Source organism: Nonomuraea rubra (assembly GCF_014207985.1).
GTDB lineage: Bacteria > Actinomycetota > Actinomycetes > Streptosporangiales > Streptosporangiaceae > Nonomuraea > Nonomuraea rubra.
Genome location: NZ_JACHMI010000001.1, coordinates 126,749 through 140,487 on the forward strand (window position 1 = coordinate 126,749; position 13,739 = coordinate 140,487).

General features: G+C 74.0%; 7 protein-coding genes. 3 read left to right on the forward strand and 4 right to left on the reverse strand.

Annotation, left to right across the window (positions count from 1 at the left end; all coding sequences use genetic code 11):
• Window positions 1–171: 171 nt before the first annotated feature.
• On the forward strand, window positions 172–990 hold the full coding sequence (locus HD593_RS00600; RefSeq protein ID WP_185100186.1) for an SAM-dependent methyltransferase: 819 nt from the start codon (window positions 172–174) through the stop codon (window positions 988–990).
• Here the strand turns inward: HD593_RS00600 and HD593_RS00605 are convergent.
• The 3 genes from HD593_RS00605 to HD593_RS00615 form a co-directional block, all read right to left on the reverse strand.
• The gene (locus HD593_RS00605; protein WP_185100187.1) at window positions 980–1,522 is read right to left on the reverse strand and encodes a hypothetical protein; all 543 of its coding nucleotides are present in this window, start codon (window positions 1,520–1,522) and stop codon (window positions 980–982) included. The genes HD593_RS00600 and HD593_RS00605 overlap by 11 nt on opposite strands.
• A gap of 33 nt (window positions 1,523–1,555) precedes the next feature.
• A complete protein-coding gene (locus tag HD593_RS00610; RefSeq protein ID WP_185100188.1) occupies window positions 1,556–2,692 on the reverse strand; it encodes an FAD-dependent monooxygenase in 1,137 nt (378 codons plus the stop codon).
• A 131-nt stretch (window positions 2,693–2,823) separates the two neighbouring features.
• Window positions 2,824–6,198 carry an AfsR/SARP family transcriptional regulator gene (locus HD593_RS00615; RefSeq protein ID WP_185100189.1) on the reverse strand — a complete coding sequence of 1,125 codons (3,375 nt, stop codon included), beginning with the start codon at window positions 6,196–6,198 and terminating at the stop codon, window positions 2,824–2,826.
• Window positions 6,199–6,465: 267 nt separating this feature from the next.
• Between HD593_RS00615 and HD593_RS00620 the strand changes: the two genes are divergently transcribed.
• Window positions 6,466–9,861: a M28 family peptidase gene (locus HD593_RS00620; protein WP_185100190.1), complete on the forward strand. Its 3,396-nt coding sequence runs from the start codon at window positions 6,466–6,468 to the stop codon at window positions 9,859–9,861.
• A gap of 8 nt (window positions 9,862–9,869) precedes the next feature.
• Here the strand turns inward: HD593_RS00620 and HD593_RS00625 are convergent, their stop codons facing one another.
• Window positions 9,870–12,911 carry an ATP-binding protein gene (locus tag HD593_RS00625; RefSeq protein ID WP_185100191.1) on the reverse strand — a complete coding sequence of 1,014 codons (3,042 nt, stop codon included), beginning with the start codon at window positions 12,909–12,911 and terminating at the stop codon, window positions 9,870–9,872.
• Between the two features lie 216 nt (window positions 12,912–13,127).
• Here HD593_RS00625 and HD593_RS00630 point away from each other — a divergent pair, with 216 nt between their 5' ends.
• Window positions 13,128–13,706 carry a TetR/AcrR family transcriptional regulator gene (locus tag HD593_RS00630; RefSeq protein WP_185100192.1) on the forward strand — a complete coding sequence of 193 codons (579 nt, stop codon included), beginning with the start codon at window positions 13,128–13,130 and terminating at the stop codon, window positions 13,704–13,706.
• Window positions 13,707–13,739: the final 33 nt, after the last annotated feature.

A 13,739-nucleotide genomic window follows, 5' to 3' on the forward strand; every position in this document is an offset into this window, starting at 1 on the left:
ACACGCCATCCCCTCGATCGCATCGGTCATGCGGCGGTATTTCCGTACGCCATCGGGATGAGCCACCGGCCTGACGGCCGGTGCAGGGCTCACGTGCGCCGTCGTGACCGATGAGTAATATGACGCATCAGTAGCACGATCGCCCCCGCGGCAGGCGAAGGAGACGGCCTCGTGACCGAGCTAGAGCGTGTTCCGCCCGGCGTGGACCCGACGGTCCCGAGCTCGGCCCGGGTGTACGACTACCTGCTCGGCGGCAAGGACAACCTGGCCGTGGACCGGGCGGTGGCCGAAAAGCTGCTCGCCGTCGCCCCCGACACCCGCCTGGTGGCGCGGGCCAACCGCCACTTCCAGGTCGAGGTGGTCCGCCACCTGGCCGGGCAGGGGGTCAGGCAGTTCATCGACCTGGGCACCGGCATCCCGACCACACCCAGCATCCACGAGACGGCCCGCCAGGTGAACCCCGCCTGCCGGGTGGTCTACGTGGACAACGACCCCGTGGTGCGGATGCACGCCCAGGTGCTGCTGGCCGACGCCCCCGGCGTCGCCGGCATCCAGGCCGACCTGCGCCACCCCGCCGGCATCCTGGCCGACCCGCACATCACCGGGCTGATCGACTTCGACCAGCCGGTGTGCGTGCTGATGGTCGGCGTCCTGCACTTCGTGATGGACGAGGAGGACCCCGCGGGCATCGTGGCCGCCTTCAGGAAGCGCATGACGGCCGGCAGCCATCTGGTCATCTCGCACGCCATGGCCGAGAGCGACCCCGCGGCTCTCGCCCAGCTCCGGATGGCGACGGCCGGCTCGCCCGCGCAGTCCACGTTCCGTACGCGGGAGCAGGTGCTGCGGCTGTTCGACGGGTTCGAGCTGATCGGGCCCGGCCTCGTACCCGTCCAGGACTGGAGCCTCGGCCCGGAGGAGGCTCACATCCCCCTGCTGGACGGCCCGCCGCGCCTGCGCGTGGACGGCGGGGCCGGCAGGCTCACAGCCTGATTCCCCGGACGAGGTCGGCGAGCTCGGGCACCAGGGGCCGGCTGGCCATCACGGTGACGACGACCCCCTTCCGCTCCACCCAGCCCACGTAACGGCCGTGGCCCAGCGCGCCGTCACCCTCCTGCCTGAGCACCTGACGGCCGCCCAGCCGCACGGCCTTCGGGCCGCCCGTGAACGCGCCCACGTCCACGGGCAGCTTCCCGAGCTGCGCCAGGCTGCTCGCCTCCGGCCAGCACACCACCCGCACCCACAACGACCTGTGCGCGGGGTCGACGGTGTCGCGGTCGTCGGACCAGAGGTAGCCGTACTCGGTGACGCCGCCGCGCTTCGCCGCCGTCAGCGTGCCGTGACTGAACCCCTTGGGGAGATGGCGGACCCGCACGCCCCTGAGCGCCTTCGCGCCCTTGGCCGGCTCGTCGGTGTCCGTCCCCTTCAGCTCGGCCCTGGTCGGCGCCGGGCAGGCGGTGGCGGCCTGGGCGGGGACGGGGACCAGGGCCGCGGTGAGGGCCGCGAGCGCGATGATTGTTCTCATGCCGGGGTTGGATGCCGGCGGTGCGGCAAAAGTTCAGTACGCCTTGAGCGCGATGTCCGTGGCGTACCTGTCGCCCAGCTTGGTCATCAGGCCCATCACGAATCTCGACCTGAGCATCCGGTTGCGCATGCGGATGCGCGCCGGGGTGGGGGGCGCGAGCATGGGGCCGGCGTTGCCGTTCTTGGCGATCTTGGCGTACTGCCTTAACTGCCGCTCGTACTCGGCGAAGGCCGCACGGTGATCGCCGCCCGCCGCCGCCAGCTCGCCGGCCAGCACGTACGCGCCCACCATGGCCAGGCCCGAGCCGAACCCGCCCAGCGTGTTGCCGTACCCCGCGTCGCCCAGCAGCGCCACCCGGCCCTGGGCGTAGCGGTCGATCCTGACCTGGCTGATCGAGTCGAGATAGACGTTCCCCGCCCGGCGCACCGCCTCGATGATCCGCGGGGTCTGCCAGCCCATGCCCTGGTACGCCCGCGCCAGGATCTCCTTCTGCTGCCCGCTGTCGTAACGGTCGTAGGTCAGCTCGCCGGAGGCGAAGACGAAGAACGCCGGCGCCTTCGGCCCGCCCGTCGCCACCAGCCTGCCCGGCTCGTTGTACATCTGCGGCACCGTCCCGAAGTCCCCCTCGACGTCCACCAGGGCGTAGTAGTAGCCGAGATGCCGGACATAGTCGGACTCGGGGCCGAAGGCGAGGCGGCGCACGTTCGAGTGGATGCCGTCCGCGCCGACGACCAGGTCGAACGTGCGCGGCGCGGTGCGCTCGAAAGTGACCTGGACGCCGCCGGGGGTCTCGGTGAGGGAGGTGATCGAGTCGCCGAAGACGTACTCGCAGTCGGCGGCCGTGCGGTCGTACAGGATCCCGGCCAGGTCGCCGCGCTTGATCTCCAGGGCGCCGCCGGTGAACTCGCCGGGCAGGACCGCCAGCCTGCGGCCGGTCGCGTCCACGATCTCCTGGTCGGTGCCGCCGGTCTGCAGGCGGCGCACGTCGTCCAGGATGCCCATGCGGCTGAGCACGGTGAGGTGGGTCGGGCCCTTGAAGTCGACCGCCTGGCCGCCCGGGCGGATGGCCGGAGCCCTCTCGACGACCGTGACCTTGCAGCCGTAGCGGGTGAGCCAGTAGGCGAGGGCGGGGCCGCCGATGCCGGCACCGGAGATGAGAACGTTTCGCATGCCCGGCAGCTTCGCGAGCTTGGCTGACAGCCGGGCGACTGTCCGCTGACAGTGCGGGGCGCGACTGTCAGCGAGGCGGCCACTCCCGGTGGTGGTGCTGCTCGGTGGCGGTTGGCTGCAGGGTGACCTCGCTACCCGCTGGCGGCCTCGCGCAGGGCCGCCAGGGCCTCCTCGCGGCTCATCGCCGCGCCCTTCGCGTACGCGGCCGCGAACTCCTCGGGCCCGAGCACGCGGCCGGCACCGGCGGCGGTCGCGGCCACGTCCCGATCCCCGGCCACGGCCATGCCCCGTACCGCCGCCCCGATCCCGAGCAACAACGCCGCCCGCCGGGCCGCCCGCTGGGCAGCCACCGGCACACCCGCCGCCTGCCCGGTCTCGTCCTCGTTCTCCGGTCCGGGCGCACATCCATGGGTCGCCTCGAAGAGGGCCTGGTCCGCCAGGCCTTCCGCGACCTCCGCCACGTCGTTGGGCAGGGGCGAGCCCAGGGCGGAGGCCAGGGCTTCGGCGTGCATGCGGGCGGCCCGTTCCCCGTCACCGTGGGCGGCCGCCAGCCGGCCGAGTGCCGTGTAAACGCGCGACCTCGTCCCCCCGGCCGTGAACGCGGCGGTCTCCGAGCCGGACAGCGCGGCGTCGAGCCGCCTGGCAGCCTCGGGAAGATCACCCTGAAGCCGGGAGATGTCCCCGAGCTGGAGCTGCACCCAGGCCATCAGCTCCGGCCGCCCCAGCCGCCGCTCCAGCTCGCCCGCCCGCTCGTTGTCGGCGCACGCGGCCTCGGCGTCGCCGGCCCGCCAGTGCGCGTTGGCCCGCCTGCTCAGGACGTCCGCCAGCTCGTCGAGCGCGCCGAGCTCCGAGAACACGGCGAGCGCCCGTTCCCACAGCCCCATCGCCCGCTGCCAGTCGCCGCGCCAGCTCGCGAGGAGGGCCAGCCAGTCGAGCGCCTGCCCCGTGCCCCACCGCTCGCCCAACGCCTCGAAGGCCGCCAGCACCCGCTCCATCCCGGCCTCGGCCTCCTGGAGCTGCCCGTTGTGCAGCGTCAGCAGCGTTGCGCCGAGCTGGTTGAGCGCGCTGCTCCACGCGTCGGTGCCGAGCACCGACCGCTGCCGTTCCGCCGTCATCATCCCGCCTTCGGGCGGTCCCGCGATCATGCCCCACAGCGCCACGCCGAACCGGTAGCGCATCGGCCGGTCGAGCGTTCCGACGATCTCCTTCGCCCGCACCCAGTGCGGCGAGCCGACGTCGGGCACGGCATGCAGCACGGCCAGCACGTACTCCTCCGCCAGTTCGGACCTGCCCGCCGGCCCGGCGGGTGGTGTGGTGTCGAGGAGGCGTTCGGCGTGCCGGATGCCCTGGCCGCGCCGCCCGGTCAGCCACCAGTACATGCCGAGCGTGCCCACCAGCCGCCACGCCGTCGGCCTGTCGTGCTCCACGCTCCAGCGCAGGGCCGACTGCAGGTTGGCGTTGTCGGCCGACAACGCGGCCAGCCATTCGAGCTGCTCTGCCCGGTAGAGGTGCTCGTGCGCGCGCCCCGCGAACTTTAGGAACCAGGCGGCATGCCGCCGCCGCAGGCGCTCCTCCTCACCCGCCTCCGCCAGCCGCTCCAGGCAGAACAGCCGGATGGTGTCGAGCATCTGGTAACGCTCACCGTCGGTCTCGACCAGCGACTTGTCCACCAGATCGACCAGCACGTCCTCCACCGCGCCCGCCACCGTGTCCGCCATTCGGTCCGCCACCGCGTCCGCGGCGCCGCAGACGCGTTCGACCGCCTCCAGGGTCGCGCCGCCGGTGAACACCGACAGGCGTCTGGCCAGCGCCTGCTCCTCCGGCCCGAGCAGGCTCCAGCTCCACTCCACCACCGCGTGCAGGGTCTGGTGGCGGGCGGCGGCCGTACGGTCGCCGCGCGAGAGCAGCCGGAAGCGGCCGTGCTCGGCCAGCCGGTCGGCGATCTCCGCCACCCCGAACGTGCGCACCCGCGCCGCCGCCAGCTCGATGGCCAGTGGCAGCCCGTCGAGCGCGGCGCAGATCCGCAGCACCGCGTCCAGGTTGCGGTGCCCGAGCGAGAACCCCTGCCGTACGGCCGCGGCCCGGTCGGCGAACAGCCGGACCGCCGGGTAGCCGAGCGGGTCCTGCGCACCCGGGGGCGGGGTGGGCAAGGGGGCGAGCGGGACGAGATGCTCGCCGGTGATGCCCAGGGGTTCCCTGCTGGTGGCCCAGATCGTCAGGCCGGGGCACGCGGCGAGCAGGCGGCGGGCGAGCGTGGCGGCCTCGGCGACGACGTGCTCGCAGTTGTCCAGGACGAGCAGCGACGCCTGCCCGGCCAGCGCGGCCACGAGCCGCTCGACGGGATCGGGCCCGCCCGCGGCGGCCGGCCTGAGCGCGGGCTCCCGCAACCCGAGCGCCCCGAGCACAACCTCCGCCACCTGCCCCCCAGCCACCGGCCCAGCCCCGGAGGTCAGCGCGTCTCTCACGCCGCCCACCGCCCCGGCGGCCGGTGCGCCCGCCGCGCGCCCGACAGTCCCCGCGGCCGGCCCCCCAGCCGCGCCGCCCGGGTTTCCGCTCGTCGGGGCGTCCACGAGTGACAGGTCTGCGAAGGCGACCGTGTCGGCGGCCGGTGGGCGGCGGGTGGCGGCCTCGATGACCAGGCGGGTCTTGCCCGTGCCGCCCGGCCCCACGATCGTGACCAGCCGGGCCGGTCCCAGGGCGGCCAGCCGGGCGAGCTCCTCCTCGCGCCCCACGAAGCTGGTGAGCTGCGCGGGCAGCCCCGCCCGCGCCGAACGCGTCCGCGACCCGCGCAGGATCTCCAGGTGCAGGGCCGCCAGCTCGGGTGACGGGTCCGCGCCGAGCGTGTCGGCGAGCAGCCGCCGCCCTTCCTCGTACGCGGCCAGCGCCTCGGCCTGCCGCCCCGCCGCGTGCAGGGCCCGCATGAGCAGCCCGCGTGCCCGTTCGCGCAGCGGATGGGCGGCCACCAGCTCGCGCAGCCCGGCGGCGGGGCCGGCGTCGGGCAGCGACAGCTCGGCCTCGTACAGGTCCTCGGTGGCGGCCAGCTGCAGCTCTTCCAGCCGCACCACCTGCGGCCCGGCGAACGGCGCGTCGGCCACGTCCGCGAACGCCGGGCCGCGCCACAGCCCCAGCGCCTCCCGCAGCAGTGCGGCGGCCCGCGCGTGCGCGCCCGCCGCGAGCAGGCCGCGCCCCTCGCGGGCCAGCCGTTCGAAGCGGTGCGCGTCCACGTGGTCGCGGTCGACCGCCAGCCGGTAGCCCGTCCCGTGGAACTCGATCAGCTCGGCGGGCAGTTGCCGCCTGAGCCGGGAGACCTGCGCCTGCACGGCGTTGGCGGCGCCGGACGGGGGCCGGTCGCCGTACTGGCCGTCGATCAGCCGCTCGACGCTGACCAGCCGCCCCGCGTCGAGCAGCAGCATCGCCAGGAGCGCGCGCGGCCGCGGGCCGCCGACGGTGACGGGGTCGCCGCCGGCGCGCCACACCGCGAGCGGACCCAGGACGCCGAACTGCACGCCCCCGATTGTCCCCCACCTCACCTGGCGAAACGGAATTATCGGTATGCCTACCGATGCACATACGTATTTTCCCGCCGTCACGGAGGGCTTAGCGTCGGGCGGCAACAAGGCGAAACGGTCCGCTCGCTTTCCCGTCACCCTCCATCACCCCCCATTTCCCTGACACCACCGCGAACCCAGGCGATCCCGGGTTACGCGCGGGCCGCCGCGCGCCCATCCAGCGCCCGGCGGCCCAGGGAAACCGCCGAAAGGAGCAAGACAGCCGTGAAACGCAGAGCCTTACTCGCCGCGGTCGCAGGCCTCGCCACGGCCGCGACCGTGGTGTCACCCGCGAACGCCGCGCCTCCCGGGGCCGCCAGGCACGCGAGCACGTCGGCGGCCGATCCCGCCTCGCTCGCGGCGGCGGTCGCGGACCAGGCCGTCTCCAGCCAGCTCGACGAGCTGACCAGGGGTCCGGACGAGGCGTACAGCAGGGTCTCGGTGACGCCGGGCGCGAGTGACATGTTCTACGTCGCGTACGAGCGCACGTACAAGGGCCTGCCCATGGTGGGCGGCGACGCCGTCGTGGTCACCGACGCGGCGGGGCACGTCAGGGACACGGTGGCGGCCTCGGGGCCGAGCCCGCGGGGCGTGCCGACCAGGGCCACGATCAGCGCCGGGCGGGCCACGGAGGTCGCGAGGACCAGGCTGGAGCGGGTGGACGACACGGCCGAGCCGCGCCTGGTCGTGCTGGCCTGGGGCGAGCGGCCCCGGCTGGCCTGGGAGGCCGTGGTCAGCGGCATCGCCGGTGGGCAGCCGAGCATCCAGCACGTGTTCGTGGACGCGCGTACCGGGAAGGTCGCCGACTCCTTCGACCTCGTCCGCGCCGGCACCGGCAACGGCTACTACAACGGCCAGGTGACGATCAACACGAGCGGCTCGGGCAGCTCGTACTCGATGACCGACACCACCCGGCCCGGCATCCAGTGCGGCGGCCAGAACGGCACCGCCTACACCGGCACGGACGACGCGTGGGGCAACGGCTCGGGCACCAACCTGGAGACCGCCTGCGTGGACGCCCTCTACGGCGTGCAGCGCGAGTGGGAGATGCTGCGCGACTGGCTGGGCCGCAACGGCATCAACGGCAGCGGCCGCGGCTTCCCCGCACGGGTCGGGCTGAACCAGGTCAACGCGTACTGGAACGGCAGCTACACCAACTTCGGCCACAACCAGGCCAACACCGCCCAGGCCACCTCCATCGACGTCGTGGCCCACGAGTACGGTCACGCCATCTTCCAGACCACCCCTGGCGGAGCCGGCTCCGGCAACGAGAACGGCGGCATCAACGAGGGCACCGGCGACATCTTCGGCGCGCTCACCGAGCACTACGCGAACAACCCCAACGACCCGCCGGACTACCTGGTCGGCGAGGAGGTCAACCTGGTCGGGCAGGGGCCGATCAGGAACATGTACAACCCGGGCGCGCTCGGCGACCCGAACTGCTGGTCGACCCAGATCCCGAACACCGAGGTGCACGCGGCGGCCGGCCCGCTGAACCACTGGTTCTACCTGCTGGCCGAGGGCAACAACCCGGGCGGCGGCAAGCCGTCCAGCCCGATCTGCTCGGGCGGCCCCTCGTCGGTCACCGGCATCGGCATCCAGAAGGCCGGCAAGATCTTCATGGGTGCGCTCTCGCGCAAGACCTCGACCTGGCGTTACACGAACGTGCGCGCCGCCTCCGTCGCGGCCGTCATCGAGCTGTACGGCGCGAGCAGCGTGGAGTGCAACACCACCAAGGCCGCCTGGAGCGCGGTCAGCGTGGCGGCGGCATCGGGCGAGCCCGCGTGCGGCACGCCGGGCAGCGACTTCTCGCTGTCGCTCAACCCGTCGTCGGGCAGCGCGGCGCCGGGCCAGCAGCTCACGGCCACGGTCGGCACGCAGACCACCTCGGGCAGCGCGCAGACGGTGAACCTGTCGGCGTCCGGGCTGCCGTCCGGCACCACGGCGAGCTTCAGCCCGGCGTCGGTGACCTCGGGCAACTCCTCGACGCTGACGGTGCGGGTGGGCTCGGCCACGCCGCAGGGCACGTACCCGATCACGGTGACGGGTGCCGGCTCGACCTCGCACACCGCCACGTACACGCTGACGGTCGGCCAGGGGCCGAACCCCGGTGATCCGCCGGACATCAGCCTGGCCAACGTCAAGGCCCACCTGACGCAGTTCCAGTCGATCGCGACGGGCAACGGCGGGAACCGCAGGTCCACGGGAGGCGGTTACCTGCAGTCGGTGTCGTACATCGAGGAGAGGCTGCGCGCGGCCGGCTACACCGTGGTCAGGCAGAACTGCACCACCACCTACTGCAGCAGCGGCGCGGGCCCGAACCTGATCGCCGACTGGCCGGGCGGCGACGCGAACCAGGTCGTCATGTCCGGCGCGCACCTCGACAGCGTCGCGGCGGGGCCCGGCATCAACGACAACGCCTCAGGCTCGGCGAACCTCCTCGAAGTCGCGCTGACCCTCGCGCAGCGCAACCCGACGCTGGCCAAGCACGTCAGGTTCGGCTGGTGGACCGATGAGGAGCAGGGGCTCAACGGGTCGGAGTACTACGTGGCCTCGCTCAGCGCCGCCGAGCGGCAGCGGATCCAGGTCTACTACAACTACGACATGACGGGCTCCACCAACGGCGGCTACTTCATCAACAACATCAACACCGCCGGGGCCGCGTACCTCAAGGAGTTCTACGACCGGCTGAACCTGCAGCCCGAGGAGAACGTCGAGGGCGCCAACCGCTCCGACGACGCCTCCTTCCGCAACGCGGGCATCGCCAGCTCGGGCGTCGCGGCCGGCGCCAGCGCCACCAAGACCTCGGCGCAGGCCGCCAAGTGGGGCGGCACGGCCGGGCGCGCGTACGACCCGTGCTACCACGCCTCCTGCGACACCACCTCCAACATCAACGACACCGTGCTCGACCGGGCGGCGGACGCGGCCATGTACGCGGTCTGGAAGCAGGCGGTCGGCGGCACCCCGCCCACCCGTGACTTCTCGATCTCGGCGAACCCGGCGAGCGGCACCGTCCAGGCGGGCTCGGCGGCCACGTCCACCATCGGCACCAGCACCACGGCCGGCACCGCCCAGACCGTGAACCTCGCGGCCTCCGGCCTGCCGACCGGCGCCACGGCCACGTTCAACCCGGCCTCGGTCACCTCCGGCGGGTCGGCCACGCTGACGATCTCGACCGCGCCCACCACGCCGGCAGGCAGCTACACCGTCACGGTGACCGGCACGGGCGAGACGGCCACGCGGACGGCGACGTACGCGCTGACCGTTCAGGGCACGTCGGGCGGCAGGACGTTCACCAACGGCACCGACTATCCGATCGCCGACTACAGCAACACCCAGAGCTCGGTCTCCTCCACCGCGACGGGCACCGCGACCTCGCCGGTCCGGGTGTCCATCACGATCAGCCACACGTGCGCGGAGGACCTCGACATCTGGCTGCGCGGGCCCAGCGGCACCTGGTACGCGGTCGACCGTTACGGCGGCACGACCTGCACCCCGTACGGGACCAGGACGTTCTCCGTACCGGTGAGCCAGCAGGCGGCCGGCACGTGGGTGCTCGACATCGAGGACGTCTACTCGGGTGACACCGGGTACCTCGACTCGTGGAGCATCACGGTCTAGCGCCTCCCTCACGACTCGGGGGTGACGGGCCCCGGCCGGTCCTCCGGCCGGGGCTCTCGCACGTCCGCCCTGGTGCGCACGCCGAGCTTCTGCAGCACGCGGGCGACGTGCGTGTCCACCGTACGCTGGGACAGGAACAGCACCTCGGCGATCTCCCTGTTCGTCCGGCCCAGCGCCACCAGCCTGGCCACCTCGCTCTCGCGCGGCGACAGCACCCCGTCGCCGGCCTTCCTGCTCCGGCGCGCCGGCGGCCGGTCGGGGCCCAGCTCGCGCAGCAGCCGCCGGCAGCGCGCGGCATCGTGCGTCGCGCCGAGCGCCGCGTACCGCTCGGCGGCCTCGGCGACCAGCCCAGCGGCCCGCTCCCGACCCGAGCCCCGCTCCGAGCCGTCTGCCGGCTCCCGGCCCGCGGGCGCGGGGCGCGCGGCGGCGGTTGACGCGGGTGTGCTGCGGGCGGCGGCGTCCGAGGCGGGCGTGCCGGTGCGGTTCGCCGCGGCGAGCCAGGCGCTCGCCTCCAGTTCGGCCGCGCGGGCCGCCGCGTACGGGCGCGGCATCGCCAGGTACGCGGCCCGCGCCCGCGCGTAGCTTCGCGCCGCCTCCTCGGGCCGGCCCGCGTGGCCGGCCAGCGCGCCTCTGGCCAGGTCGTGCCCGGCGTGCGCGGACGGCGCGTCCCTGCCGTCGATGCCCGCCGCGAACTCCCCGACCAGCCCGGCCGCCGCCTCCGGCCGGCCGGCCTTGAGCAGGGCGGCGACGGCGGCGGGGACGAGCTGGTCGCCCCACACCCACACGCCCTTGCGCCGCAGCCGGGTTACCGCCAGGTCGGCCGCCGCCAGCGCCGGCTCCAGCGCGCCCCTGGTCAGGTGGAGCTCGACCAGCCCGCTCGACCCGGCCAGGGCGACCGGCAGGAAACCCGAGTCCAGGTCCCGCACGCCGGCCGCTTCCAGGTGCTCGCCGGCCTCGTCCCACTCCCCTCTGGCCAGGGCGAGCACGCCGAGCGCGAGCCGGGCCTCCACCGCGAGCAGCGGCGCCTCGTACGTCATCTCGACGGCGGCCAGCGCCCGCTCGCGCAGGCCGTCCCAGCGGCCGGTCAGCAGGTCGAGCCGGATCGACGACATCTCCACCAGGAACGCCGGGTACAGCGCGCCGGTCTCGTCGGCGACGCGCCTGCTCCGCTCGGCGAACCGCCCGGCGGCGGCGTAGTGCCCGAGTGCGAGCGCGGCGTCGTACAGGTTGGAGTAGCCGCGCGCCACCTGCCTGCGTACGGCGATGGACGGGTCGTTGACCGGCAGCGTGCCGGCCAGCTCGAACGCCTCGGGCGAGCCGACGAGCATGGCCAGGCTCACCTTGTTGGCCAGGACGGCGGCCGACAGCTCGGGATCCTGGCCCTCCACCAGCAGCTTCTCCGCCTGGCCCATCCACTCCTCGTGCATGGCCAGCGGCTCGCCGCCCCACACGGGCATCGCCAGCAGCGCCAGGCCGCGGGCGGCCAGGGAGGGGCTGCCGGCCAGGTCGGGGAGCGCGGCGAGGATCTCCTGCCGGCCCGCGGTGATCGCGCCGGCCTGGTTGGACAGCAGCACGCCGAGGTTGAGCCGGGCCTCGCCGCGTACCTGGGGGGACAGGAAGTCGTCGGACAGGAGGTGGCGCAGGAGGCGGACGGCGCGGCGGTGCGACAGGCCGATCGCGGCGACGCGGCTGAGCCTGAGCGCCAGCGGCCCGCGCGCCTGCCTGGGCAGCTTCGGGTCGGCGAGCAGCCCTTCGAGCAGCTCCACGGCCAGCGGGATGTCACCGATCGCGGCGGCGTGGTCGGCGGCGGCGCTGCCGTGCCGCTGCCACGCGGCGAAGTCGCCGGCGTGGCGGGCGTGGTGGGCGAGCTGGACCAGGGGCGGCGGGTCGAGCGCGGCCAGCGCGGCCATGGCGCGGCGGTGCGTGAGCCTGCGGTCGGGGCCGGGGACGGCGTCGTAGACGGCCTGCTGGGCGAGCGCGTGGCGGAACCCGTACAGGCCGTCGGGCTGCTCGCGCAACACCCCGGCCCGCAACGCCTCGCTCAACCCCGCCCCGCCGTGCGACTCCCGGCCCGGCTCCACGGGGCCGGGCAGGGGCGGGCCCGGGGCGCCGGAGACGGCGTTGATCAGCGGTTCCTCCGCGGGCAGGCGCAGGACGGCGGCGGCGCGGACGGCGCTGAGCGCGGCGGGTGACAGCCCGGTGAGGCGTTCGGCCATGGCCTCGCGCAGCAGCACCGGCACGCCCATCCGGTCGAGCGCCTCGGGCTCGGGCAGCCGGCCCTCGCCGTCCAGCAGCGACCGCACCACCTCCTCGATCACGAACGGCACCCCCGCCGTACGCTCGTGCAGCTTGGCGGCGAACGCCAGACCGGGGGGCGACGCGAGCAGCGCCCCGGCGAGCCTGCGCACGCCCTCGACGTCGAGCGGCGTCAGCGAGATCACCTCGCTGCGCACCCCGGGCGAGCGCCGGTACGCGTGCCCGAACGGCAGCCCCGGCACCGGCAGCTCCTCCCGCCGGAACGTCACCACCAGCGCCAGCCCCTCGGGCGGCTGGTCGGTGAGGAAGCGCAGCAGGTCGCGGGTGCCGTCGTCGGCCCAGTGCAGGTCCTCGACCACCAGCACCACCATCCCGGCCGCGCCCAGCAGCGCGTGCACGGCGCGGAAGAGGTGGTGCCGCTCGGCGCGCGGGTCGCCCATGGGCGGCGGGGACGGCGCGGGCGGCAGGTGTCCCGCCAGCTCGGGCAGGTAGCCGCGGAGCGCTCCGGTGACCGGGTTGAGCAGGTCGCGCTCGGGCAGGGCCGCTGCCACGTGGCGCAGCGCGTCGAACACCGGCCCGTACGGGAACGGCTCGCGGATCTGGTGACAGTGGCCGATCAGCACGGTCCTGTCAGGCGAGGTGAGCGGCTCGATCGCGGCTCGGACGAGGCTGGTCTTGCCGATCCCCGCCTCGCCCTGCACCTGGATGACGGCGGGCGGGCAGGTGAGGGCGCCGATGAGTAATCGCAGCGGGGTGTCCCGCCCGACCAGCGCAGGAGAAGCCAGGCTTGCCATCGGGGTCTCCGTAACAGTGGCAGGTTCTCTCCATACACCTCGCGAGTGTGCTGGCTCCGCACTGTTTCGTCCATCGCCTGTCGGATGCAGCCGTCAGACCCGGGTCTTACGGACGTCCGGGTCCCACAAGTGATCTTGATGCGCGATAATGATCTTGTGCGAGCCCTGACCGCAGCCGGGGCTCGCACGCCTTCCACAGGTAGGCTGGCGTCCATCATGGAGACCACCGTGGGGCTGCGGGAACGCAAGAAGGCCGAGACCCGCCAGGCCGTGCACGAGGCGGCCCTGCGGCTCGTGGTCGAGCACGGCCTCGACGCCGTCACCGTCGAGGCGATCGCCGACGCCGCCAACATCTCGCGGCGCACGTTCTCCAACTACTTCTCCGGCAAGGAGGACGCGCTCCTCTACGGGGAGGAGCAGCGCATCCTCGCCCTGGTGGAGCAGGTACGCGCCCAGCCCGCCGGGTTCACGGCCTGGCAGGCGCTGCGGGCCTCCATCGAGGATCTGCACCAGGAGCTGGGGGAGCCGCAGCGCGAGTGGTCCCTGCGGGCCCGCCTGGCCAAGCGCCACCCCTCCCTGCTGGCCCGCCAGCTCGCCAACCACGCGGGCCTGGAACGCGACCTCGCCGACGCCGTCGCCGACCGGCCCACCACGGTGCCGCCCAGGGTGCTGGCCGCGGCCTTCCTGGTGGGGCTGCGGGTGGCCACGCACCTGTGGTCTGAGGAGCGGGAGGAGCGCACGCTGCGCGAGGTCATGAGCGAGACGCTCGACCAGCTCGCCCAGCCGTTCGCCTGAGAGGGGACGCGGCGACTCGGTCGCCACGCCCCC